The sequence below is a fragment of the Streptomyces sp. NPDC104831 genome (genome assembly GCF_055583025.1).
Genome location: NZ_JBVJOT010000045.1, coordinates 31458 through 55411, shown reverse-complemented (window position 1 = coordinate 55411; position 23954 = coordinate 31458). Strand labels below are relative to the sequence as shown.

Sequence of the window (23954 nt, the reverse complement as noted above, 5' to 3'; positions counted from 1 at the left end):
GGCGCCGTCTCGTTCAAGGGGCACGCGAACGAGACAGGAGCATCGCCATGAAGCACCGCATCGTGGTACTCGGCGCCGGTTACGCCGGGGCCTACGCCGCCGGGAACCTCGCCCGTCGGCTGTCCCCCGCCGACGTCGAGATCACCGTCGTCAACGCCGGGCCCGACTTCGTCGAGCGGATGCGGCTCCACCAGCTCGCGACCGGTCAGGACTTCGCGGTCCGGGGGCTCGTCGATGTCTTCGCGGGCACCGGGGTGCGGCTGCGCCCGGCGCGCGTCACCGGGGTGGACCCCGAGCGCAGGACGGTCGCCGTGACCGGCGAGGACGGCGACGGCGAGGTGGCCTATGACACCCTCCTCTACGCGCTCGGCAGCTCCGTGGCCCACCACGGCGTGCCCGGTGTGGCCGAGTACGCCTTCGACGTGACCGGCCGGACTTCCGCGCTGCGGCTGCGCGAGCGCCTGGCCGGTCTGGAGGCGGGCGGCACCGTGCTGGTCGTCGGTGAGGGGCTGACCGGCATCGAGACCTCCGCCGAGATCGCCGCGTGCCGGCCCGACCTCTCGGTCGCCCTCGCCGCCCGCGGCGAGCCGGGCGCGTGGCTCTCCCCGGGGGCCCGCCGTCACCTGCGCCAGGCCTTCGACCGGCTCGGCGTCCGCGTCCACGAGCACACCACCGTCGAAGCCGTCGAGCAGGCACGGGTGATCGCCGCCGGCGGGAGGTCCGTCCCGGCCGACGTCATCGTGTGGTCGGCCGGGTTCGCCGTACCCTCCATCGCGGCCGCCGGCGGCCTGGAGGTCACCGGGGCCGGTCGGATCGTCGTCGACCGCACGATGCGCTCGGTCTCGCACCCGGACGTCTACGCCGCCGGTGACTGCGCCCACGCGATCGGCGAGAACGGCCGGCCGCTGCCCATGTCGTGCGCCTCGGCCGGCTGCACCGCCATGCAGGCGACCGCCGCGATCATCGCGCGCCTGACGGGCGGTGAGGTCCCGGCCGTCGCGCTGAAGTACCACGGCAACCACATCAGCCTCGGGCGGCGGGACGCGATCTTCCAGATGGTGGACGGCGAGGCGCGCCCCAAGTCCTGGTACCTGGGCGGCCGGAGCGCCGCGTGGTTCAAGTCGGGCGTGCTCGCGGGCGCCGGATGGGGCATCGCCCACCCGACCTTCGGCATGCCGAAGCGCAGGCGCCGCCCGGCCGCCGTGCCCGCCCGGGCCGGTGCGCGCGTCGCCGCGTAGGCTGCCGGGCATGGACAGCGCGGCCATCGACCGGTTCGAGGCCAGCCGGGGCCGGCTGGCCTCGCTCGCGTACCGTCTGCTCGGCTCGGCCGCCGACGCCGAGGACGCCGTGCAGGACGCGTTCCTGCGCTGGCAGGCCGCGGACCGCGAACGGGTGGCGGCACCGGAGGCGTGGCTGACCAAGGCCGTCACCAATCTCTGCCTGGACCGGCTCCGCTCGGCGCGGGCGCGCCACGAGCGCCCGGCCGGGGACCGGCTGCCCGAGCCGCTCCTGGAGGGCGACCCGATGCTCGGCCCGGCCGACACCTTCGAGCAGCGCGAATCGGTGTCGCTGGCCGTGCTGACGCTCATGGAGCGCCTCTCGCCGGTCGAGCGGGCCGCTTACGTCCTGCGTGAGGCCTTCTCCTACTCCCACGCCGAGATCGCCGGGATCCTCGACATCACCGAGTCCGCGAGCCAGCAGCACGTCCACCGGGCCCGGCGCCGGGTCACCGCCGAGCGCCGCCGCGGCCGCGAGGTGGACCGCGCGTCGGCGTACCGGATCGTCGAGGAGTTCGTCGCCGCCGCCGCGTCGGGGCGCACCGAACGGCTGGTGGCGATGCTCACCGAGGACGTGACCGCGGTCTCGGACGGCGCCGGACTGGCCAGGCGGCTGCTGCGGTACCGGACGCGCGAGCGCGTCGCCGCCTCGGTACGGGCCGGCTTCAAGCCCACCGGGGCGAAGCGGCGGCTGGCCGGCGGCTCCCCCGCGTTCCACGTCGCGCTGGTCAACGGCTCCCCGGCCGTCCTCGCCGTGGTCGACGACCGGGTCGTGGGCACCGTGGCGTTCGAGGTCCGCGACGGCAAGGTCGCGTCCCTGTGCGGCGTCGCCGCCGCGGACCGGCTCGCGCGGCTCGACGCGGCCTGGCGGCGGCGCGGATCCGACGCGCCGGTCATCGGCGCGTGGTGACCGGCGCCACCGGGATCGAGCAGCGCGTGGTGCCTTCGCCGGGGGAAGGACTCGGTACCGGTCGTCGGTGACTTCCCCGGTCACGGCCCCCGCGCCGGCGCGGCACATCGACTACGCCGTCGAACGCGGCGGGCCCGGACACGTCGGGTCATCGGCCGACTACCATGCGGCCACGAGGACTTCAACGCGATGCCCGAACGGAGCCCGGAGCCGTTCCCCGGCTCCTGCGCCCGCTGGGGGCCGGTCGCCTTCATGCCGCCGGAAGACCTGCCGACCGTCGAAGACGCGCTGCCCGCCCGCGGTTGTCCCGAAGGCGCCGTCACCGCGATCCCGGGCGGCGATCTCCGCCGCGTCGCGGCGCGGGTGTGGCGGCAGCCGCCGGGAGACGGATCCGCCCGGCCGGCCCGCAGCCGCCGCGGCGGCGCCGGGCGCCGTCTACGCCCCCGAGCCCGGCGTCGCCGTCCACGCCGCGACCGACGCCGGGGAGGCCGAGCCGCGCGCCAGATGCAGGGTGAGCAGGGCCTCGGTGAGCGCCTCGGCCGAGGCCTCGTCCAAGGGGGCGAGGAAGTCGCGCTCCACGCGCTCGCGGACCTCCTCCGCCTCCCCGAGGCACGTCCGGCCGGCCGGGGTGAGCGTCACCACATTGCGGCGCCGGTCACGCGCGCTGCGGTGCCGCTCCACGTACCCCTTGTCCTCCAGTGAGTCGATGACGCCGACCATCGTGGTGCGGTCCACACCGAGCCGGGCCGCGATCTCCAGTTGGGACGGCTGCTCCACCGAGGCGCCGATCACCGCCAGCACGCCGAGTTCCCGCGGGACGAGGCGGAAAGGCGCGAGCGCCGTGTCCAGTTCCGCCGCCAGCGCCACGTAGGCGTGCTTCAGGAGATATCCCAGCCGCCGGGAAATTACTTCCGGGGGACGCTCATCCTTCATGCGAGACAGCGTACACTTCACTGATCGTCAGCTCCGCCAACGATCTGCTTCAATGACCGATCATTGGTCCGTTCGGACCACCGGTGAACGGGACACCCGGTATCACCGAGGTCCGCGCAGCACGCACAGGACCGCGCTCCCGGGGGGTGGGCGCCTCATCGACGTGGCGCCCCACCACCTGCGCGCGGAGTACGCACGCCACCATCACGAGCAAGGAAGTGACGTTCACGTCATGAGTGACTCGCCCCCGGCCGAGACCATACGCACGGCTTCGGCCCCCACCGCGCACGGCGCCGCGGACGCTCCCGACCCCCGCCGCTGGTGGGGCCTGGTCGTCATCGCCCTGGCGCAGTTGATGGTGGTCCTCGACGCGACCATCGTGAACATCGCGCTGCCGTCCGCGCAGAAGGCCCTCGGCATGTCCGACGGCAACCGCCAGTGGGTCATCACGGCCTACACCCTCGCCTTCGGCGGCCTGCTGCTGCTCGGCGGCCGCGTCGCCGACCTGGTCGGACGCAAGCGCACCTTCGTCATCGGCCTCATCGGCTTCGCCGTCGCCTCCGCGATCGGCGGCGCGGCCGGCAGCCCCGGCATGCTCTTCGGGGCCCGCGCCCTGCAGGGCGTGTTCGGCGCCGTCCTCGCGCCCTCCGCGCTCTCGCTGATGACCACCACGTTCACCGACCCCCGGGAGCGCGGGAAGGCGTTCGGCATCTACGGCGCCATCGCCGGCGCGGGCGCCGCGATCGGCCTGCTGCTGGGCGGCGTCCTCACCTCGTACGCGAACTGGCGCTGGTGCCTGTACGTGAACATCCCGATCGCGGCCGTCGCGGTGATCGGCGCCCTCGTGCTGCTGCACGACCGCCCGGGCCACCGCGAGGCCAGGCTGGACATCCCCGGTGTGATCCTGGGCTGCGGCGGACTGGTCGCCGTGGTCTACGGCTTCTCGGAGGCCGAGCCGCGCGGCTGGAGCGACGGCCGGGTGGTCGGCCTGCTGATCGGCGGCGTGGTCCTGCTGGCGGCGTTCGTGTTCTGGCAGAGCAAGGCCAAGCACCCGCTGCTGCCGCTGCGCATCCTCGCCGACCGCAACCGCGCGGGCTGCTTCCTGACCATGGGGCTCGCCACGATCGGCATGTTCGGTCTCTTCCTGTTCATGACCTACTACTTCCAGGGCATCCTCGGATACAGCCCGGTCAGGAGCGGTCTGGCGTTCCTGCCGATGTCCGTGATGATCATCGTTGGCTCCACGCAGATCTCCGCGCGGCTGCTGCCCCGCACGCCCCCGCGCCTGCTGATGGTGCCCGGCATGCTGCTCGCCGCGTCGGGCCTCGGGGTGCTCACCCAGCTCGGCGTGGACTCCGCGTACGCCACCCACGTCCTGCCCGCCGAACTCCTGCTCGGCCTCGGCATGGGCCTGACCTTCATGCCGGTCTTCTCCACCGCGACCCACGGGGTGCGCCCGCAGGACGCCGGAGTGACCTCCGCGATGGTCAACACCTCGCAGCAGGTGGGCGGTTCGCTCGGCACCGCGCTGCTGAACACCATCGCCACCTCGGCGACGAGCACGTACGTCGGCCAGCATATGACCAACCCCGCGCAGAAGGCCCAGGTACTGCGCGAGGGCATCGTGCACGGCTACACGCACGCCATCTGGTGGGGCGTGGCCGCGATGCTGCTCGCGGCGGTGGCCTCCGGCATCCTGGTCATCGCCCGGCCGACCGGCCACGGCCGGGGCGGCGCGCCGGCGGGTGCCGCCGCCGCGCACTGACCCCGACCGGCTGATGCGTCCGCGCCCCGCCCCGGCACCGCCGGGGCGGGGCGCGGACGTGCGGAGCGCCGGGCACGGCCGGGGGCCGGCACCGCCGAAGGCCGAAGCGGTAGGCGTACGGTCACGAAACGTGACCCGGCGCGGCAGGCGCTCTCCTCGTGGACCCGGTCCACCGCCCGACGTCTCCGGGTCAGCTCGCCGCCCGCCATCGAGCACGGTGACCACGACTGCTGCGGGATGATCGCGGGATGAGTGAGATCATCTTGATGTCGGATCCACGGGTCGCGGCCGTCCCTGTGCACGAGTGCGGTGAGCCGCTGACCGATGTCCGGGAGAGCGGTCGGCTCCTTGTGGACTCGCGAAAGCGGGACGACTCGGACGCCTTCTTCTTACGGACAGGCGTGCTGACCCGTCTGGTCCAGGCGCAGACGCACCTGCCGTCCGGTCTGAGGTTCCTGGTGGTCGAGGGCTATCGTCCGCCGGAACTGCAACGCCGCTACTTCGAGGAATACGCGGCGGGACTGCGGGCCGGGCGGCCGGGATGGTCCGAGGAGCGGATCCGGTCGGCGGCGAGCCGCTTCGTGTCACCCCCGAATGTCGCACCGCACAGCGCCGGAGCTGCGGTGGATCTGACACTCGCGGACGCGGACGGGCGCGAGCTCGATCTGGGCACGCCCATGAACGCGACTCCCGAGGAGAGCGCCGGAGCCTGTTACACCGGCGCCGCCGGGATCAGCCGGCGGGCGCGCGGGCACCGGGCGATCCTGGGGGCCGCGCTCACGGCCGCGGGTCTGGTGAACTACCCGACGGAGTGGTGGCACTGGTCGTTCGGCGACCGTTACTGGGCGCTGATCACCGGAGCGGCCGGCGCCCGTTACGGACCGTACCGGCCCGGCGCGCGTGTGTGACGCCCCTGCCGGGCGGCGGCAGCCGTGGCGGACACCGGGACCGGGCACCGCCGGGCGTGAAGGCCGCCCGCCGGAGTTTCGGCAGGACGGCGACCGGACACCCGGCCGTTCCCGGCCGCGGGGCGGCGGGATCACCGGGCGAAGGGATCCGTCATGGCGTACGACGAGACAGCGGGCCGAGCCGTGGTGACCGGGGCGTCGTCGGGAATCGGTGCCGAGTACGCCGCCCGGCTGGCCGGGCAGGGCTGGGACGTGGTGCTGGTGGCCCGGCGCGCCGAGCGGCTCCACGCCCTGGCGGGACGGCTGCGGGAGGAGACCGGTGCCGCGGTGGAGCCGCTGGTGGCCGACCTGGCCGAGTCCGCGGACCTCGCCGGGGTAGCGGAGCGGGTCGCCGCCGAGGAGGTGACGCTGCTGGTGAACAACGCCGGGATCAACGGGTACGGGCCCTTCGCCGAGGTCGGTCCCGCCCTCCTCGCCCGGGTGATCGACGTGAACGTCGTGGCACCGACGGTGCTCACCCGCGCCGCGCTTCCCGGCATGCTGGCGCGCGGCCGCGGCGCGGTCGTCAATGTGGCCTCGCTGCTCGCGTTCGCCGGCCCCCTGCCGCCCGGGCCCCTCCCCCACCGGGCCGTGTACGGGGGCACCAAGGGGTACCTGGTGACGTTCACCAGGACGCTCGCCGCCGAACTGGCCGGCACGCCGGTGCGCGTCCAGGTCGTCTGCCCCGGACTCACCGCCACCGAGTTCCACCTGGGCACGGGTGAGGCACCCGTGCCCGGAGAGGCGCGGGTGCACGGCGAGGGTGGGATGGCGGCGGCCGACGTCGTCACCGCGTCCCTCGATGCCCTGGAGTGCGGAGAGGTGATGTGCGTGCCCGGCCTGTCCGACCCCGAGGCGGTGGCCCGGCTCGCCGACGCGGAACTCGCCGTGCGCGATGGCTCCGGCCCCGGCCTGGCCCCCCGCTACCGCGCGGTCGAGCGCGCTCGCGAATGAACCCGGGCGGCGGCCCGCCGTTCCCCCTGCCGCACCACCCACGGCTCGGACAGCAGTACGGCCAGGCCGCCGGCCGCGAGCACACCGCCGGCGAACACCGCGCCTCGTACGCCGAGGCCGGTGGGCAGCAGCAGGCCGCCGACGAGGGAGCCGCCGGCGATGCCGACGTTGAAGACCGACGAGCCGACGGCCGAGGCGATCTCGGTGCTCCCGGGTGCCACGTGAAGGATCCTGCTCTGCAGCGCGGTCGACATGGCCGCCATGGCGAAACCGAGCAGCGCGACCAGGCAGACGGCGGCGACGGAACGGCCGCCGAGCGCGCTCAGCCCGAACATCGTCACCGTCAGCAGGGCCGCGCCCAGCACCAGGGTGCCGCGCGGACGACGGTCCACCCGGGCTCCGGCCAGGGCGGTGCCCGCGATGCCGGCGACGCCCGAGCCCAGGAGCAGGGGCGCCACGGCCGCCTGCGAGAGGCCTGTGACGTCGGTGAGGAAGACGGTGATGTACGTGAACCCGGTGAAGACGCCGCAGATGACGAGGCCCGTCGCCGTCATCAGGACCAGGAACCGGTGGCGGCTCGGCTCGGCGCCCCTCGCGACGCGCCCCTCCTCGCCGGACGCGGACGGCAGGAGGACGGCGACCGCGACGAGGGCGAGGAAACCGAAGCCGCTCATCACCGCGAACGGGATCCGCCACCCGGCCTGCTGACCCAGCCAGGTTCCGGCCGGGACACCCATGACGGCGGCCAGGGAGACCCCGGAGAAGAGCCCGGCGACCACCCGGCCCCGCACCTCCGGCGGGAAGAGGGCCGTGGCGGTGGCCGCGATGACCGACCAGAACACCGAGTGGGTGAGTGCCACCGTGACGCGGGCGGCGAGCAGGACCCAGTAGTCCGGGGCCAGGGCAGAGACGAGGTTCGCCATGACGAACAGGGCCAGCAGTCCGCAGAGCAGGGTGCGGCGCGGCACGCGCCGCACCAGGCGGGTCAACGGCACCGAGGCGACCGCCACGACCATGCCGTACCCGGTCACCAGGCGGCCCGCCTCCGCCTCGGACACGCCCAGGTCGTCGGCGACCAGCGGCAGCAGGCCGACCGGCAGCGTCTCCACGGTACTCAGGGAGAACAGCGCCAGCGCCAGCGCGACCACCACGACCACGGCGGTCGAGACGCGCGGTGACGTTCCCGCTCCGCTGTAGGGCACGGTCGCTGCCTTTCCTGGTGAACCCGTGGGAATGCCATCCGGGATGTCCCGGCGAAGGGGAACCGGCGTCCCGCCCCCGTCGGCCCGGCGGGCGCCGAAGCGGGCGGGTGACGGACGGCCGCGTCGTCACCCGCCGCATTACTCCTGCGCGCACGTCAGCCCGTGGCGCACGCGGCTCCGTTGAGGCTGAAGGACGCCGGGGCGGAGGTGTCGCCGGTGTGGGTGGCCTGGAAGCCGAGGGTGGTCGAGGCGCCCGGGGCCAGGGTGGCGTTGTAGGCGGCGTTCCGCGCCGTGACGGTGCCGCTGGAGGGCGAGAACTGGGCGTTCCAGCCGGAGGTGATGGTCTGTCCGGCCGGCAGGGGGAACGTCAGCGCCCACCCGTCGACCGGTGTGGTGCCGGTGTTGGTCACGGTGATCGCGGCCGTCAGCCCGGTGTTCCAGGTGCTGGTCGTGTAGGTCACCCGGCAGGCGCCGGCCGGCGGGGTGGGAGGGTCGGTCGGCGGCGGGGTGGTCGCGGAGTCCAGTCCGAAGAAGGAGATGGCACGGGCGGCCATGCCCGCGGCCGGCAGGGTGTGCCCGGTGCCCTGGATGCTGATGGCCTCGACGGGGGCCTGGGCGCCGGTGCCGCCGTAGCGGGTGCGGGTCCAGGTGGACTGCGGGTGGTCGGTGGACGCGGGCGTCTGGCTCACGCCGAGGACGTTGGTCCACTGTTTGATCTCTTCACCGAAGTTCTGGTAGCGCAGCGTGGTGTCCTCGGTGCCGTGCCACAACTGCATCCGGGGCCGGGGGCCGCTGTACCCCGGGTAGGCGCCGCGCACCAGGTCGCCCCACTGCTGCGGCGTCTTCGTCACGGTTCCGTTGGCACAGGCGCTGTTCCAGCCGGAGCCGTCCGTGGTGGCGAAGCAGCCGAAGGGCACGCCGGAGAAGGCGGCTCCGGCCTTGAAGACGTCGGGGTAGTCGCCGAGCAGGACATTGGTCATCATCGCGCCCGAGGAGGCGCCGGTGACGTAGACCCGGTCCGGGTCGGCACCGTAGTGCTGTTCGGCGTAGGTGACCATCGACACGATGCCGACGGGGTCGCTGCCGCCGCCGCGTTTGAGCGCCTGCGGCGACGAGACGTCGAAGCACCCGCCGCTGCGGGTCACCGACGGGTAGATGACGACGAAGCCGTACCGGTCGGCCAGCGAGGCGAACTCGGTGCCGGAGTAGAAGGCCGGGCCGGAACCGGTGCAGTAGTGCACGGCCACCAGGACCGCGGGGCGGGCCGGCGCACTGTCCGGACGGTAGACGTACATGCGCAGGTTGCTCGGGTTGGCGCCGAATCCGGTGACCTCCGTCAGGGAGGCCGCGTGGGCGGCCGGCGCCGACAGGGTCAGCGCGGCCAGCAACGGCGCCAGGACGGCGAGCAGGGCTGTCAGCAGGGGCCGTAGCCTCGGCCTTCTCTGGGTCATGTCATCGCCCCTCGTTTCGAAACATTCGATTATCTTTCGGAACGTGCCGCGCCACGTTAAGGGCGCGGAAGAGCGACGTCAACCACTCTCACAGAGGCACAACTCCCCGATGCCGCAAGGAAGGCCGACCTCTGGATGACCTCTTGAAAAGTCGCGCGAACCGTTGACCATCGCCGTTTCAGTTCGTAATCTGCCCGTCACATTCGGCCATGGCTACGAAATTTTCGGAAACGGAGCTGGCATGATCATGCCCAGATCACTGCCCAGGCGGGCCGCCGGGGCCTTCACGTCCGCGCTGCTCGCCGCGACGACGCTCACGGCGCTGGCGCACAGCGCCGCCGCCGCCGACGACACCCTCGGCTCCGCGGCGGCCGCGAAGGGCCGCTACTTCGGTACCGCGGTCGCCGCCAGCCACCTCGGGGAATCCGCCTACGCCGGCACACTGGACCGCGAGTTCACCTCGGTGACGCCCGAGAACGAGATGAAGTGGGACGCCACCGAGTCCACCCGCAACACCTTCACCTTCGGTGCCGCCGACCAGATCGTCAGCCACGCGCAGGGCAAGGGCATGAAGGTCCGCGGGCACACGCTGGTGTGGCACTCCCAGCTGCCCTCCTGGGTCTCCGGTCTGGGCGCCACCGACCTCCGCACGGCGATGAACAACCACATCACCCAGGTCATGCAGCACTACAAGGGCAAGATCTACGCCTGGGACGTGGTCAACGAGGCGTTCCAGGACGGCTCCAGCGGGGCCCGGCGCAGCTCGCCCTTCCAGGACAAGCTCGGCAACGGCTTCATCGAGGAGGCGTTCCGCACCGCCCGGTCCGTCGATCCCGACGCCAAGCTCTGCTACAACGACTACAACACCGACGGCGTCAACGCGAAGAGCAACGCGGTCTACGCCATGGTCAAGGACTTCAAGGCCCGCGGTGTGCCGATCGACTGCGTGGGCTTCCAGTCCCACTTCAACAGCGCCTCCCCGGTGCCGTCCGACTACCAGGCCAACCTCCAGCGCTTCGCCGACCTCGGTGTGGACGTGCAGATCACCGAGCTGGACATCGAGGGGTCCGGCACCGCGCAGGCCAACAACTACGCCAACGTCGTCAAGGCCTGCCTGGCGGTCACGCGCTGCACCGGCCTGACCGTGTGGGGCATCACCGACAAGTACTCCTGGCGCAGCAGCGGCACCCCGCTGCTGTTCGACTCCAACTACGCGGGGAAGCCCGCGTACGACGCCGTCCTGACCACGCTGGGCGGCACCGGGGGCGGCGACGGCGGCGGCAACGGCGGTGACCCGGGAGCCGCGTGCACCATCGCCTACGCCCGGACCGCCGACTGGAACGACGGCTACAACGGCGAGGTCACCGTGACGGCCGGCGCCGCACCGATCACGAGCTGGACCGTGACCCTCACGTTCCCCTCGGGACAGAAGGTGTCCGCGCTGTGGAACGGCAGCCCGACCTGGAGCGGCGACGTGGCGACGGTGCGCTCCACCTACAACGGCGGCCTCGCCGCGGGCGCCTCGACCAGTTTCGGCTTCACGGTCATGAAGAACGGCAGCTCGGCCGCTCCGACGCTCGGGACCTGCACGGCGTCCTGAGCACCGGCCCCGTCCGGCCGTCGCCTCCTCCCCGAACGACCTGGCGACGGCCGGACAGGGCGCCCTCGGCAGGGGGCCGGCCTTCGTGAAGGGGTCGGCGGGTGCCGGCACCGCCCCCCGGCGCTCAGGCCGCGGCTTCCCCGGGGTCCTCCTCCTCGCCGTCCGGGCGGCCGCCCCGCTCGTAACCCGCCACGGGAACGACGCGCCCGTCGGCGAGGGTCCTCGTGTGCCCGGCCACCGGGTGCCTGACGGGGCTCTTCCGCCGCTCGTCCGCATGCGGGGGGCCGGCGACCGGGCCGGTGTCCTCGGTGTCCTCGGGGGCATTTCGTTCCATGGCCGTCCCGGCGGCCACGGCACCGAGGGCCAGCGCCACGACGCCGAGGGCGGTGCCGGCGGCGAGGATCTTCCCCTTGTGCTTTCCGTACAGGTTCTTCGTCTTCTCGACGAAGGAGGCGGGCTCGCCGTCCTCGGGCGCGGATTCGTTCACGCACACACCTCTACCGGACTTGTCCCCCGCCTGTCCGCCGATCACCCGACATCGTCCGGTCGGGTTCGGCTGGGCGATGCCGCGATGCGGTCCGGCGGTGCCAGCACACGATCGGGGGGTGGGGCACGGGATCGCCGGGACGCGCACGGCGGGCCTCATCGGGCGGCCGGTACGGTCCGCAGGTAGGCGCCGAGGCGGGCGATCGCCGACGGGTTGCGGGGGCTCTCGACCAGGTCGGCGTAGTCGAGGGAGACGATCCTGCGGTGCTTGACGGCGGAGACGTTGCGCAACGGGGCGTAGGAGAGCAGGAACTCCTTCTTCTGTTCGGCGCCGACGTCGCCGTAGTCGCAGATGACGATGACGTCCGGGTTCCGCCGGACCACGGTCTCCCAGCCGACCGTGGTCCAGGAGTCCGCCACGTCGTGCATGACGTTGACGCCGCCGGCCTCGGTGATGATCTGTTCCGGGGCGGCGTAGCGGCCGGAGGTGAAGGGGGTGTCGCGGCCGCTGTCGTAGAGGAAGACCGAAGGACGGCCGGGTCCCACGGGCGCCTTGGCCCGCACCTGTGCGATCTGCTTCTTGAAGCCGGCGATCAGCGCGGCCGCCCGCTTCTCGACGCCGAAGAGCCTGCCGAGGTTGGTGAGGTCGGTGTACAGGGCGTCCACCGGCGGCATGATGCCGCGAGAGGTCTTCGAACGGCCGTTGCGGCAGGACTCGGTGAGGACGTACGAGGGGATGCCGAGCTTCTTCAGGGCGTCGGGCGTGAAGCCGCCGTCCTCGCGGAAGCCGTAGTTCCAGCCCGCGAAGACGAGGTCGGCCCGGGCATCGAGGACGTCCTCCTTGGTGAGCTGGTCCTTGGACAGCCAGGTCGTCCTGTCGTAGCCGTCCTTCCAGGGCACACCGTCCAGGTCTCCCTTGTCGTCGGGCATGGCGAAGCCGGCCATGCGGTCTTCCAGGCCCAAGGCGAACATCAGCTCCGTGATGCCGACGTCGTTGGTGACGACCCGCTCGGGGACCTTGTCGTACGTCACCCGGCGCCCGCAGTTGGTGAGGGTCACCGACGACGAGGCCTTCGCGTCCCGTGCCGGTTCCACCGTGGCGCCGCATCCGGTGGCGGTCGCGGCGAGGCAGAGGGCGGTGGCGAGGAGTTGCTTGCGCATGGCGTCCTTCAGGTGGTGGGCGGGAGCAGGTCGAACAGGAGCTGGACGGCGTCCGTCCCGGGGTGCCGGACGGCGTGGGCCCGGACGCCGAACACCTCGGCCAGCAAGGCCGGTCGCAGGACGTCGTGGGGCGGCCCGGAGGCGACGATCCGGCCGCCGTCCAGGACGTACAGGACGTCGCAGTGGGCTGCCGCCAGGTTGAGGTCGTGGAGGGCGGCCAGCACGGTCGGGCCGCTGTCGCGGACCAGGGACAGCACCTCCAGCTGGTGGGCGATGTCCAGGTGGTTGGTGGGCTCGTCGAGGATCAGGATCCTGGGTTGCTGGGCGAGGGCGCGCGCGATGAGGACGCGCTGCTTCTCGCCGCCGGACAAGCCGGGGAACCCCCGGTCGGCGAGGTGGGCGACGCCGGTGCGTTCCATCGCCCGGACGCAGATCTCCCGGTCCGAGGCGGCCGTGCGTCCCTGGTGCGGCAGCCGTCCCATGGCGACCACCTCGGTGACGGTGAAGTCGAACTCGGCCGAGTACTCCTGCGGCAACGCGGCCAGCACCCGGGCGGCGGCTCGTGGGTCCATGGCGTGCAGGTCGTCGCCGTCCAGCCGTACCGCTCCCCCGGACGGCCGCAGCGCCCGGTACAAGGACCGCAGCAGGGTCGACTTGCCGCTGCCGTTGGGGCCGACGAGTCCGACGAACGCCCCGCTTTCCGCGGTGAGTCCGATGTGCTCGACCAGCCGCTTACCGGCCGCCTCGATGGTCACGTCGTCGATGGTGAGTCGCATGCTCAGCGGCCTCCGAACGCGTAGCCGCCCCGCCGCATCAGCAGCAGGAACGCGGGCACGCCGACAACCGCGGTGATCACTCCGACCGGCAGTTCGGCCGGGGCGAACAGCAGCCGGGACAGTACGTCGGCCCACACCAGCAGTACGGCCCCCGCGAGCGGCGCGACGGCCAGGACGCGCCGGTGGTCGGCGCCGACCAGCATCCGCGCCACGTGCGGCACCATCAGCCCGACGAACCCGATGGCCCCGCTGACGGCCACCACCGTCCCGGTCACGGCCGCGGTGACGAGGAACAGCTCGCGGCGCAGCCGGGCCGGTACGACGCCCAGCGCGGCCGCGGTCTCGTCGCCCATGGCGAGCGCGTTGAGCGCCTCGGCCCGTCGGCGCAACCAGGCCCACCCGGCCGCCACGGTGACCGCGGCGAGCGGCACCTGCGCCCAGGTGGCGCCGCCCAGGCTGCCCAGCAGCCACATCATCGCCGACCTGGCCGCCTCGCCCCGGGCCGCGCCGAACACCATGACGGTGGTGACGGCCTCGAAGCCGTACGCCAGTGCCGTGCCGGTCAGGATCAGCCGCAGCGGTGTCAGGCCCCGCGGGGAGCGGGCCACGGCGTACACGAGCGCCATGGCCGCGAGTGCGGAGACGAAGGCCGACGCGGACAGCGCCCACACCCCGAGCCCGGCGAACGCGCCGAGGAGGATGACGGCGTTGGCGCCCACCGCCGCGCCCGAGGAGACGCCGAGGACGAACGGGTCCGCCAAGGCGTTGCGCACCAGTGCCTGCACGGCCACGCCGACTGCCGCGAGGCCCGCTCCGACGACGGCGCCCAGCAGCACCCGCGGCAGCCGGATCTCCCAGACGATGGCGTAAGCGGCCGCGTCGCCCGCGCGCACGGTGCCGCCGCCGAGCCCGGCCCACAGGAGACGCGCCACCTCGGCCCAGCCGATCCCGGCGGCACCGAGACCGACACCGCCCACGAGGGACAACAGGAGCAGCACCGCCAGGGACAGGCTGAGCGGCAGCACGGGTATGCGGCTGGGAGCCGTACTTCGGCGCACGGGGCCGTCCTTCACACGGGCCGCCTGCTGGACGTCGAGCAGGAGGAGCCCGTGCGGCCGTACCCGGCCGGGCGATCCCCTCTCGCAGTCCACGGCGAGCAGTCAACGGGTCGACACACCCCCGCAGGCGATCGGGCTCGCACGGCGACCGGCGGATCCGGTGCCGTGCACACCGTTGCGGGTCAGCGCCGGACTCTCACCGGACTTCCCCCACGGGAGGCAAGGGCAGCCTAACAAACGGACCCCGGCGAGTCCTTCGGCGGAGGAGGCGCCCTTTCCGGACGACCGGCGGCACGGAACGCGAGCGCTGCCCGCCGGCGGCGGTGCCCTGACGGGGCGGGCAGTTCCGGGCGGGGGCGATCGCCGGTCGGCCGACCGGCACGTCGCGAGAGGACCGCTAGAGGCCGACGTCACGGCCGCGGATGTCCTCCAGGGACTCGCGCCGCACGAGGAGGCGGGCGCGGCCGTCGCGTACGGCGGTGACCGGCGGGCGGCCGACCAGGTTGTAGCCGGAGGCCATCGACAGGTGGTAGGCGCCGGCGACGGGAACGGCGAGCAGGTCGCCGGGGCGTACGTCGGCGGGGAGTTCGACGTCGGCCGCGAGCACGTCACCGGCCTCGCAGTGCCGGCCGACGACGGTGACCGGGGCCCGGTCGGCCGTGGTGGGGCGGCCGATGAGCCGGGGCGCGTAACGCACGCCGTACAGGGCGGGGCGGGGGTTGTCGCTCATGCCGCCGTCGACGGCGACGTACGTGCGGGTGCCGGTCCGCTTGACGGCGAGGACGCGGTACAGGGCGATCCCCGCCGGTCCGGCGATGGCCCGTCCCGGTTCAAGGGTCAGGCGGGGCACGGGCAGGCCGGCCGCCGCGCACGCGCCGGTCAGCTCGGTGCGGACCTTGCGGGCCAGGGCGGTCAGGTCCAGGGCCGGTTCGCCGGGGCGGTAGGCGATGCCGTGGCCGCCGCCGAGGTCGAGTTCGGGCAGCACGAGACCGTGCTGCTCGTGCAGGCGGGCCATCAGGCCGACGACCCGCCGCACCGCGACCAGGTACGGCTTGACGCTGGTGATCTGCGACCCCAGGTGGCAGTGCAGGCCGGTGAGTTCCAGTCGCGGCTGGTCGATGATCCGGGCGATCGCGTGCTGGGCGTACCCGTCGCGGATGCCGAGACCGAACTTCTGGTCCGCCGTCCCGGTGCGGATCTTCTCGTGGCCGCCGGCGCTGATCCCGGGCACCACCCGGACCATGACCTTCTGCCGGCCGCGGGGACCGACAGCGGCGGCCAGCCGGGCGATCTCCGACGGGCTGTCGATGACGATGCGGCCCACGCCGAGGCGCAGCGCGGACTCCAGGTCGCGGGGGGACTTGGCGTTGCCGTGCAGCACCATCCTCCCGGGCGGGAACCCGGCGATGACGGCGAGTTCCAGCTCGCCCGCCGAACAGACGTCGAGCCCGAGGCCCTCCTCGTGCATCCAGTGGACCATCGCGCGGCACAGGAACGCCTTGGCCGCGTACATGATCTCGGCGTCCGGGAAGGCGTCCCGGTAGGTGCGGCAGCGGTTCCGGACCTCCGCCTCGTCGAGGACGTAGACGGGGGTGCCGAAGCGCCGGGCGACCTCGGCGAGCGGTACGCCGCCCACCAGAAGGTCGCCCGGGCGGGGCTCGGCGGTCGACGCGGGCCAGACCGCGAGGTCGCCGGCCATGGGGGTGACGGTACGGTCGTGGGCGGTGGTCATGGTGGTGTCCCTTTCAGCCGACGCGCACGGTGAGCGCGGGCACGGGGTTCGTCGGCCGGGGCGCGCGGGCCGCGAAGCGGGGGTCCACCGTGACGGTGGTGACGCCGAGCGGTTCGGTCAGCGCGCGCAGCGCGGACTCGGCGAGCCTGATCCACGGCTGCCGGGGGCCGAGCGTCGCGGTCAGCAGGTTCTCGGAGGTGAAGCCGACGGCCGTACGGTCGCCGACGGGTGTGCGGAAGACGCGCGTCACACACCCCGTGGGCCCCGGCCGGACGGGAACGAACAGGGGTCCGGCCGGGAGCCGATCAGAGGGTTCGGGGTCGTCGCCGCACAGGATGTCTGCCATGGGATACCTCCGGAGACCGGCACCCCAGGGTTCCGGCCGGTCGGTTCGGGTTGCCTGACGGCCCCGAACGCGGGGAGGCGGAACGGGGCTCGTCACCGACGCTATGCCGCCCGGCCCGGTGCTCCGCAGCCTCCTGACGCAACGCTGACGCACACCGGGCAAACGCTGACGCGGCGCTGACACCGGCGGTGACCGACCGCTCCCTGTGGCCAGGTCGAATCCGGTGCCGCCGTCAGTGAACTGCGGCACCAAGCCGTACCGCGCATCGATGTGTGGTGCCTCACCGCCGTCTCGAACACCCGCTCAGCGGACCGACCTCCAGCGAGTCGGTCCCACGGAGAACCGACGCCGCCCTGCTCGTATGCCTGTAGGACGATGAAGACGCGCGTGAGCGACTACTCCGCAAGACCGCCGGCTCACTGGCCATCACCGGTGAACGGACCACAGCCTGGCCTGGAGGTCAGGCCCTTCGGGTCAAGTGGCCGCGCTCTTCGCGGACCACAGCCCGACGAGGTCTCGGTAGAGATCGGACTCCGCAAGCATCCTGCTATGGCTCCCGATCCGTGGCGTCCCGCCGTCCAGCACCATCACCCGGTCCGCAGCCCGTGCCGAACTGATCCGGTGCGCGATGACGATCAGGGTGCCCGGACGCCTCCGCATCGTCTCCTCCGCGCGTGCCTCGGCTGCTGGGTCCATATGACACGTCGCCTCGTCGAGTACGATCAGCCGGGCCGGAGACAGGTAGGCGCGGGCCAGGGCGATCATTTGGCGCTGACCCGCGGAAAGAGTGTGGGGGACGACCAGACCGTCGTAACCACCGGTAGTGGACATCAGCTCCGCCAAGCCGAACTCCTTGACCGCACAGTCCATCCGACGTTCGTCCGCTGAACCATCCGTCAGGTATCCGAGGTTTTCACGAAGCGTCCCGGTGAAGACGTAGGCTTCCTGGGGCAAATAAGCGCGCGCAACCGCCTGTTGACCGGGTGCGAGCGAGGTGAGGTCGACGTCGTCGATGAGAACTCTGCCGCGGGTGGGTCGGTGGGTGCCGGCCAGTAAGGAGGCCAGTGTCGACTTGCCTATGCCACTGGGGCCCACGACGGCGATGTGTTCGCCGGGGTGCACGCGCAGGTTGATGCCGCTGAGCACGTCGTTCGCACTCCCCGGGTAGGAAAAGGACACCGCCTCCAGGACCACCTCGGCCCCGGCGGTTTCATGTCCTGCTTCGGCGAAGGGCGGCGGGGCAGGGACGGGCGGCACAGGTGGCGACCCGGCCCCGCCCGGCTGTGGCGCCAAGGCATCCAACAGCCGCCCGAGCGTGACGAACAACCTGATGCCCGTGGTGCCCAGCCCCTGGACCAGGGCTTGCACCGCGGGGCGCAGGTTGTGGGCGATGTAGGTCAGCACGCCCAGGATCACGCCCGCGCTCATGCCTTGTGCACCCCACCGGACCCACAGCAGGACCAGGACCAGCGGGACCCAACCGCCCAGCCCGAGGGCGAGGGTGCGCAGCGCCGTCAGGCGGGCGAGCGCGGTTTCCGCGGACGCGTTCTCCTTCGCGATATCGTCGAACCGTCGCAGAGCCGGTTCCGCGAGGCCGTACGCCGTGATGTCCCGTAGTCCCGCAGAGAGCTTCCAAGCCTCATGTGCGAGGGACTCGGTCGCCAGGATGCTGCGCACCTGGGCGCGTACCACCCCGCGCAAGGACACCACATACCAACCGACGCCGACAGCCACGGGGACAAAAACCAGCAGGGCGACCGTCGGCTCCAGGGTGAGGGTACCGACGCATACGCCGACGAAAGAGAAGGCAAAGCGACACATCACTGCCAACAGGCCACCCGCCGCTTCCCGCACGATCTCGACCTGGCGGGTGAGCCGTGCGACGCCGGACCGATCCTGCTCCACACGGGCGCCGGTCAGGGCCTGACGTAGCGTGACCTCCACAGTGTGGGTCACCAACGCGTCCCTTAGCGGCTCGACGACGGCAGCAGTACTGAGGAGCGATCCACGGGCCCCGAGGGCACCTACCACCGAGACAATCGCGAGGAGGGCCAGCCATCCGATGCCCACCAGTGGTTCATCGCTCAGAAATCCCCGGTCGACCGCCAAGGCCACGACGCGTCCAGACACGAGGGCGGGCAGGGACTCCACGCCTGTCCATACCAGGACTCGGATCAGCGTCCGCCGCTCGCCGCGTAATCGCTGCCGCAGATACCGCCCGGCAGCATGGCGACCTATGGCGTTCATCGGGTCGCTCCCGCCGCGTCCAGGTGAGTGGGGGGCTCGGATCGTTCCTGGAAGATCGCCCGGTAGCCAGACAGTTTCCACAGCTCTCCATGGGTACCGATGGCGCGCACGTGCCCGGCATCGAGCCAGATCACCGTGTCGGCGCGAGCCGCACTGGAAGCCCGGTGGGCGACGATCACCCGCGTCGCCCCCGAGGTGCCGGTGGCCAGCGCCTGGTCGATCTCGTACTCCGTCGCCATGTCCAGGCTCGATGTGGCGTCATCAAGTAGCACTAGCCGGGCGGGCCGTACGAAGGCCCGCGCCAGACCGAGCCGCTGCAACTCGCCCCCTGACAGGACCACGGATTCGACGCTGGTGCGGTATCCGTCCGGCATTTTCTCTATGAAGGACGCAGCGTGCGCGAGTCCGGCGGCGCGAGCCACGTCGTCGAGCGTGGCGTTCGGCGCACCGGCCGCAATGGTGTCCGCGATGTCGTCACCGAGCAACTCGGGCCGCTCGAAGGAGAAGACGACCGATCGCCGCAGCGCCTCCCTCGATAGCCTCTGCGCGGGTACCCCTCCGAGGAGCACAGCGCCGCAATCGGGGTCGAAGAGCCGGCCCATGAGCGCCGCCACCGTGGACTTTCCCGAGCCCGAACGCCCGACCAGCGCCACCACGCCGCCGGGCGGCACGGTGATGTCAATACCTGACAGGACCGTCTGCTCGGCATGCCGCACGGTCACGTTTCTCAATTCCACGCCCAGACCTGCAGAGGTAGCAGGGTCGGGTAGTTCCTCCAGCCCGTACTCCATGGGCGGAAGCGCCACATACGTCTCCAGTTGCTTCGCCCCGGACCGAGCACGGGCGAGCTGGTTGGCGAACAGCACGCTCATACCAAGGCCCGTGCCCATAGCCGCGTACTCCGACGCGGCCAGCAACTGCCCGGACGTGATGCGCCCGTGGCCGAGTTCGAGCCCGGCGGTGGCAACGACTGCGAGGTGAAGGAGAGGGAAGAGCACATTCCCCTGTGCGGTAATTTTGGCCTGGAGCCTCCAGAGAGCGTCCCCGTTGCTGCGTAGCCGCGGTAACGGCTCCACCACGCGGGCAACTTCACGTTCCAAGGTGTGGGACGCGGCAATGGTGCGGGCTCCACCGAGAGCCTCTGCGAGTCTGCTCGACACCGTGCTCTGCTCCTCAAGGTAGCGGGTGACCAGGAGCGAGCTGTCGACGGTGAATGACCTGAGACACCAGGCAACAATGGGGAGGCCACAACTGAAGACGAGCCCGATCCACACGTCCGTCCACCACAACATGAACAGGCACACCAGCGTCGGAAGCAGGGAAAGCGCGAGCCACACGGCCGCGTTGATCCCCATGGCGGCCGCAGCCGCGCCTTCCAGGACGCAGGCCGCGAAGCCGCCCGGCCCCCCGTCGGTCCGAACGCGCGGGCCCGCTCCCACCAGCCGGTTGGCGGCCGCCCGGCGGAAGAAGAGCGCGGAGCGCGCCTGTACCACCCCGGCCCGGTAGTCGCTGTACACCTCGAAGGCCACGTAGATGACCACCAGGCCCAGGCAAGCCACCAGCCACCGGCTGAAGCCCATGCCTCCGACCAGTCCGTCGACCGCCTTGCCCAGTACTGCCGGCAGGGCGAGCTGGGCGGCGGCACTTACACATCCTGTGGTGATGAGGACGGCCGCACCGGTGGCCTGGGCGCGCGCCGCGTCGCGCAGCAGTCGTGTTCCGATACCACCCAGCACTGGTCTCCCCATTGCTCGTGTGGGTCGTCCGGGCCGTGCACCGGCCCCTTTACGTGGCTAGCGCCTCGGGGCCTGTTTGTCTCCCCGAGGCGCTGCCTGCGGTCCGGCGGCGGTCACAATGGGCCGCCGTCCACCCGGACGGTCAATTCGATCAGTTGCAGCCCACCCAGCTGTGGCTGGAGCAAGCCAGGCTGGTCGAGCTGCCCAGCGGCTGCGCGGATGTGTCCGGCAGCTCGAGGCCCTGCAGGTCGAGGATCGCCATGAGATTCCCTCCCCTCGGTTCGCTTGTCATCGTCACGGCCCGTATGGCCGTGACGACGGTTCATGACTAGTTGCAGAAGATGTAGCTGGAGTTGCTGCAGTTCCTGCTGGTGCCGCTCATAGGCGCCATGTCGTCGCCCTCGGGCAGCTCAAGTCCCTGAAGGTCGAGCAGAGCCATCGGGTTCACCTCCTTTCGCCGATCGGTCTGTACCGACCCGCCCGTGGACCGGGCGGGAAGTCTTGGCTGTGCCGTGGGGGCAGGTGACGGACAGAAAAGGAAGTCCGGGGTGTTCCTGGCCCAGGGCTACCGCGAGGGCGGTGAGTACGCCCGCGTTGCCGGTCGACAGATCCATGGACAGCCGCATGAGCATTTCGCCGGGGAAGGCGAGGCCGTCCGCATAAGACAGCGCGTGCAAGTTGAGCAGACCGAGCTGGCGGTCTAGGTCGGCGCGACCGGCCGCACTGGGGCGCGTCCTGCTGCGTTCGGCGAGGTACAGGATGATTCCCGCTCTCCCGTTGAACAGGTCGGACTGCACGTAGAACTGGGAGGAGGCGGCACGTGCGATCGCGTCCGAAGCCGTGACCAGGCGTTCGTCCATGTCGTACTGGAGGTACTGGTCCAGGACGAGGCCAATGCCGACGCTGCCGGTCGCGAGGTACGGCATGGTCCGCCATCCCTCGTTCACATGCATCATCCCGTTATCGCGCGTGATGCAGCGGCGCAGGTCCTGTTCGAGCGCGGTGCGGGATAATCGCAGGTACTCGCGGTCGCCAGTTCTTTCGTACAAGCGCAGGAAAAAGAGGGCGGGGCCGGAGGAACCGCGCATCAGCCCAGCGTAGGGGTGCGTGCCCCCGCTGGTGGTGGCAACGGAATCGGCGGTGCCCAGACGGTCGGCGATGAGCTCGGCGATGCGCAGGTGATGGGTGTCGCCTGTTCCCTCGCTGAACGCCATGAGATTGAGCCCGATGCCGGAGAGTCCGCCCTTGAGATCGGTGCCGAGCATCTCCCATTTTTCCTTGAGGCACATGGCGAGGAGTTCGCGTCCGGTGTCCTCGACGCCGAGCCTCAGCAGGGCGTAGGCCACCCCGTGCATGCCGTCGTAAAGGCCGAGCCGGTCCTGCGGACGGGGCATCAAGGCCCGGTGCGCGAGCCAAGTACGGTACTCGTGCGGGAAATCAACCCCGGCATCCAAGAGCGCGAGGAGCACTCCGGCGGCGCCGTGCTGGAGGTTCAGGGCCCCGGTGTGGAACTGCTCGATGTCACCGGGGAACAACCGGTCGTCGCGCAAGGGGGTCGCGCTGCGCAAAATGGACCGGCTGATCGCGTCTCGCAGCCGCGGCCACTGCTTGGGGTCGGCGGTGACCTGCGGCACTCGGTCCAGCAGGGTCTCCGGCCGGTGACGAGCGGCGGCTGCCTGGCGGACTCCGGTGATTCTTTCGACGGCTTCGTCAAGGTAGTCTGGCGGTACTGGGAACACCCGTCTGATGTATTCGACGAAGTGACGTGCTTTCGCGAAGTCGTGTCGAAGCAAGGTGGTGAGCGGCATGAACAGTGAGAGCCGCAGACAGCCGAGCGCGTAGTGGTCATGGTCGAATCCGACCCGGTCGGCCGGCGCCGCGAACGCCGGGTTCACGAGGCTGGGTTTCACTCCTGCCTCGATGTCCGACGCCACCTCGTAGTCGATGAGCGAGACTTTGCCGTCGTCACTCACCAGGATGTTGAAAGGGTGCAGGTCTCCGAAGACGATGCCGCGTCCGTGAATCTCAGCGACGATAGCCTCTGTCTGCCGTGACACCTCCAAGGCCCACTTGGTGTAACGCGCAGCTTCGGCGGGGTCCGTCTCCCCCTCGTTGAGCGGGTAGCGTGAAGCGAAGTTCCTGCTGAGCGTCTCCCCTTCGATGAACTCCTGTACGAGGAAGTGGTGACCTCCCCACTCGAAGTAGTCGATGAGCTCGGGCACACCGGTGATGCCCTTGAGTCGGTGCAGGATGTCACGCTCGTGGCATAGCCGGTGAACGGCGTCCGCCGAATCCATCGTCAGCCCCGCGTGGGGGCGGGCTTCCTTGAGAATTACCTTGCGGCCACTCTCCCGGTGCCGGGCCTCGTACAGTCCTCCCGCGTTGGAGAAGTGCACCGCCCGTTCGACGGTGTAGGCGATGTCATTCGTGGTGCCACTTTTGCGCGCTTCGATGTGGGGGGTGAAGAATTCTGGCACAGTGACCCACGGCGGGACGTAGAAGACCGGGTCGCGACGGTCGGGCACCAGGGTGCCGTGGTCATCCTCGATGGCGCCGACGAGTGCGCCCGTCTCCGATATACAGTGCCGCTCGATAAATCCGCCGTAGCGCACGTACAAAGGACCACTTCCCCAGCGTAAATCGCTCAGGATGTACGGCCCCTCCTGGCCGTCGAGCTCTTTGCCCAGCTCCTCAAGTACGGATCGCAGGATTTGTTCGTCCAGAGGGTAGATGGTGATGAATTTCCCGCTGGATCCGCGGTCAGAGTACTTGAGGTTGCGATTTTTCAACACGTGGCGTCCGGACAGGTATTTGAAGGCTATCTCCCGCGGCACGCAGTGGTGGTACACGGTTTCCAGTACGGCATCCGCGTTCGCGCCTGTCGCCGAGACGTGGATCTTCCAACCCTGCATCGGAAGCTGTTGCCCGGGAGGGTTGCATACAGTCCATTCCTCCTTGGCGGACTTCGTCCATCCCGAAGGGAGTTCCATGGAGTCTGCGACGAAGGCGAGATTGGCAAGCTCGTCGGCGGTCGCTTTCCGGTCCGGCAGATCGTAGAAATAGCGGTCTGCCAGACAGTAGACGTCGTAGCGTTTGTCCACCATTCCTCCTGGGATCTTCCCGGCCGTTTCGCTGACAGGAATATATTCGCTCTGCGAGAGACATCGAACAAGCGTGTTCCTCATGTTTGTACTCGTGGGTTTCCCATGCGAGGAGCGACCCGGTTCATAGATCTGGTTCTGGGTCAACGGGGAATGGAAGGGGCCGGGGGGGGGGGAGGGTGTGCCCCCGGGTGGTGGAGGACACTATCCTGGTGCTTGCTTCTCTCCTTCCCTTCCCACCCCCCCGCGGGGGGAGGCGGAAGCGAGGTGGG

The 23954-nt window shown here is 71.1% G+C and carries 20 protein-coding genes; 6 read left to right on the top strand and 14 right to left on the bottom strand.

Annotated elements, in window-relative coordinates; translation table 11 throughout:
* Positions 1-47: 47 nt before the first annotated feature.
* Entirely contained in the window at positions 48-1238 is a 1191-nt protein-coding gene (locus ACZ63H_RS27625; protein WP_469869513.1) for an NAD(P)/FAD-dependent oxidoreductase, read from the top strand.
* Positions 1239-1248: 10 nt separating this feature from the next.
* Entirely contained in the window at positions 1249-2187 is a 939-nt protein-coding gene (locus ACZ63H_RS27620; protein ID WP_469869511.1) for a sigma-70 family RNA polymerase sigma factor, read from the top strand.
* Positions 2188-2622: 435 nt separating this feature from the next.
* Here the strand turns inward: ACZ63H_RS27620 and ACZ63H_RS27615 are convergent, their stop codons facing one another.
* Positions 2623-3120, bottom strand: a complete 498-nt coding sequence (locus ACZ63H_RS27615) for a MarR family winged helix-turn-helix transcriptional regulator (RefSeq protein WP_469869509.1) — start codon at positions 3118-3120, stop codon at positions 2623-2625.
* A gap of 232 nt (positions 3121-3352) precedes the next feature.
* Between ACZ63H_RS27615 and ACZ63H_RS27610 the strand changes: the two genes are divergently transcribed.
* The 3 genes from ACZ63H_RS27610 to ACZ63H_RS27600 all read left to right on the top strand — a co-directional run bounded on the left by ACZ63H_RS27610 (position 3353) and on the right by ACZ63H_RS27600 (position 6786).
* Positions 3353-4885, top strand: coding sequence for an MFS transporter (locus ACZ63H_RS27610; RefSeq protein ID WP_469869507.1), 1533 nt, complete (start codon positions 3353-3355; stop codon positions 4883-4885).
* A 248-nt stretch (positions 4886-5133) separates the two neighbouring features.
* A complete protein-coding gene (locus tag ACZ63H_RS27605; protein WP_469869505.1) occupies positions 5134-5793 on the top strand; it encodes a M15 family metallopeptidase in 660 nt (219 codons plus the stop codon).
* Positions 5794-5946: 153 nt separating this feature from the next.
* Positions 5947-6786, top strand: a complete 840-nt coding sequence (locus ACZ63H_RS27600) for an SDR family NAD(P)-dependent oxidoreductase (protein WP_469869503.1) — start codon at positions 5947-5949, stop codon at positions 6784-6786.
* Here the strand turns inward: ACZ63H_RS27600 and ACZ63H_RS27595 are convergent.
* Positions 6756-7988, bottom strand: a complete 1233-nt coding sequence (locus ACZ63H_RS27595; RefSeq protein WP_469869501.1) for an MFS transporter — start codon at positions 7986-7988, stop codon at positions 6756-6758. The two genes, ACZ63H_RS27600 and ACZ63H_RS27595, sit on opposite strands and share 31 nt — an antisense overlap.
* 155 nt (positions 7989-8143) lie before the next feature.
* The gene (locus ACZ63H_RS27590) at positions 8144-9439 is read right to left on the bottom strand and encodes an extracellular catalytic domain type 1 short-chain-length polyhydroxyalkanoate depolymerase (protein ID WP_469869499.1); all 1296 of its coding nucleotides are present in this window, start codon (positions 9437-9439) and stop codon (positions 8144-8146) included.
* Between the two features lie 241 nt (positions 9440-9680).
* Here ACZ63H_RS27590 and ACZ63H_RS27585 point away from each other — a divergent pair, with 241 nt between their 5' ends.
* Entirely contained in the window at positions 9681-11039 is a 1359-nt protein-coding gene (locus tag ACZ63H_RS27585; protein ID WP_469869497.1) for a glycoside hydrolase family 10 protein, read from the top strand.
* A 124-nt stretch (positions 11040-11163) separates the two neighbouring features.
* Here the strand turns inward: ACZ63H_RS27585 and ACZ63H_RS27580 are convergent, their stop codons facing one another.
* The 11 genes from ACZ63H_RS27580 to lanKC all read right to left on the bottom strand — a co-directional run bounded on the left by ACZ63H_RS27580 (position 11164) and on the right by lanKC (position 23685).
* Positions 11164-11526, bottom strand: a complete 363-nt coding sequence (locus tag ACZ63H_RS27580; RefSeq protein WP_469869495.1) for a hypothetical protein — start codon at positions 11524-11526, stop codon at positions 11164-11166.
* A 155-nt stretch (positions 11527-11681) separates the two neighbouring features.
* Complete coding sequence (locus ACZ63H_RS27575) at positions 11682-12686, bottom strand: ABC transporter substrate-binding protein (RefSeq protein ID WP_469869493.1); 1005 nt, start codon at positions 12684-12686, stop codon at positions 11682-11684.
* 8 nt (positions 12687-12694) lie between these two features.
* Positions 12695-13462 carry an ABC transporter ATP-binding protein gene (locus ACZ63H_RS27570; RefSeq protein WP_469869491.1) on the bottom strand — a complete coding sequence of 256 codons (768 nt, stop codon included), beginning with the start codon at positions 13460-13462 and terminating at the stop codon, positions 12695-12697.
* A 2-nt stretch (positions 13463-13464) separates the two neighbouring features.
* On the bottom strand, positions 13465-14520 hold the full coding sequence (locus tag ACZ63H_RS27565) for a FecCD family ABC transporter permease (RefSeq protein WP_469869543.1): 1056 nt from the start codon (positions 14518-14520) through the stop codon (positions 13465-13467).
* 397 nt (positions 14521-14917) lie between these two features.
* Positions 14918-16252, bottom strand: a complete 1335-nt coding sequence (gene lysA / locus ACZ63H_RS27560) for a diaminopimelate decarboxylase (RefSeq protein ID WP_469869489.1) — start codon at positions 16250-16252, stop codon at positions 14918-14920.
* A gap of 13 nt (positions 16253-16265) precedes the next feature.
* Positions 16266-16598, bottom strand: a complete 333-nt coding sequence (locus ACZ63H_RS27555; protein ID WP_469869487.1) for an SAV_915 family protein — start codon at positions 16596-16598, stop codon at positions 16266-16268.
* A gap of 474 nt (positions 16599-17072) precedes the next feature.
* Positions 17073-18845, bottom strand: coding sequence for an ABC transporter ATP-binding protein (locus ACZ63H_RS27550; protein ID WP_469869485.1), 1773 nt, complete (start codon positions 18843-18845; stop codon positions 17073-17075).
* Entirely contained in the window at positions 18842-20581 is a 1740-nt protein-coding gene (locus ACZ63H_RS27545) for an ABC transporter ATP-binding protein (RefSeq protein WP_469869483.1), read from the bottom strand. Before ACZ63H_RS27545 ends, ACZ63H_RS27550 begins: the two co-directional genes overlap by 4 nt.
* A 151-nt stretch (positions 20582-20732) precedes the next feature.
* Positions 20733-20843, bottom strand: a complete 111-nt coding sequence (locus tag ACZ63H_RS27540; protein WP_469869481.1) for a SapB/AmfS family lanthipeptide — start codon at positions 20841-20843, stop codon at positions 20733-20735.
* 66 nt (positions 20844-20909) lie between these two features.
* Positions 20910-21020 (bottom strand): SapB/AmfS family lanthipeptide, encoded by a 111-nt coding sequence (locus tag ACZ63H_RS27535; RefSeq protein WP_469869479.1) that lies wholly within the window; start codon positions 21018-21020, stop codon positions 20910-20912.
* Positions 20992-23685 carry a class III lanthionine synthetase LanKC gene (lanKC, locus tag ACZ63H_RS27530; protein ID WP_469869477.1) on the bottom strand — a complete coding sequence of 898 codons (2694 nt, stop codon included), beginning with the start codon at positions 23683-23685 and terminating at the stop codon, positions 20992-20994. Before lanKC ends, ACZ63H_RS27535 begins: the two co-directional genes overlap by 29 nt.
* Positions 23686-23954 lie beyond the last annotated feature (269 nt).

Coding starts and splice junctions, on each gene's coding strand:
- ACZ63H_RS27600 (WP_469869503.1), top strand. CDS start 5,947: ATGGCGTACGACGAGACAGCGGGCCGAGCCGTGGTGACCGGGGCGTCG.
- ACZ63H_RS27590 (WP_469869499.1), bottom strand. CDS start 9,439: ATGACCCAGAGAAGGCCGAGGCTACGGCCCCTGCTGACAGCCCTGCTC.
- ACZ63H_RS27625 (WP_469869513.1), top strand. CDS start 48: ATGAAGCACCGCATCGTGGTACTCGGCGCCGGTTACGCCGGGGCCTAC.
- ACZ63H_RS27610 (WP_469869507.1), top strand. CDS start 3,353: ATGAGTGACTCGCCCCCGGCCGAGACCATACGCACGGCTTCGGCCCCC.
- lysA (WP_469869489.1), bottom strand. CDS start 16,252: ATGACCACCGCCCACGACCGTACCGTCACCCCCATGGCCGGCGACCTC.
- ACZ63H_RS27535 (WP_469869479.1), bottom strand. CDS start 21,020: ATGGCTCTGCTCGACCTTCAGGGACTTGAGCTGCCCGAGGGCGACGAC.
- ACZ63H_RS27575 (WP_469869493.1), bottom strand. CDS start 12,686: ATGCGCAAGCAACTCCTCGCCACCGCCCTCTGCCTCGCCGCGACCGCC.
- ACZ63H_RS27615 (WP_469869509.1), bottom strand. CDS start 3,120: ATGAAGGATGAGCGTCCCCCGGAAGTAATTTCCCGGCGGCTGGGATAT.
- ACZ63H_RS27605 (WP_469869505.1), top strand. CDS start 5,134: ATGAGTGAGATCATCTTGATGTCGGATCCACGGGTCGCGGCCGTCCCT.
- ACZ63H_RS27555 (WP_469869487.1), bottom strand. CDS start 16,598: ATGGCAGACATCCTGTGCGGCGACGACCCCGAACCCTCTGATCGGCTC.
- ACZ63H_RS27540 (WP_469869481.1), bottom strand. CDS start 20,843: ATGGCGATCCTCGACCTGCAGGGCCTCGAGCTGCCGGACACATCCGCG.
- ACZ63H_RS27620 (WP_469869511.1), top strand. CDS start 1,249: ATGGACAGCGCGGCCATCGACCGGTTCGAGGCCAGCCGGGGCCGGCTG.
- ACZ63H_RS27585 (WP_469869497.1), top strand. CDS start 9,681: ATGATCATGCCCAGATCACTGCCCAGGCGGGCCGCCGGGGCCTTCACG.
- ACZ63H_RS27550 (WP_469869485.1), bottom strand. CDS start 18,845: ATGAACGCCATAGGTCGCCATGCTGCCGGGCGGTATCTGCGGCAGCGA.
- ACZ63H_RS27570 (WP_469869491.1), bottom strand. CDS start 13,462: ATGCGACTCACCATCGACGACGTGACCATCGAGGCGGCCGGTAAGCGG.
- lanKC (WP_469869477.1), bottom strand. CDS start 23,685: ATGGTGGACAAACGCTACGACGTCTACTGTCTGGCAGACCGCTATTTC.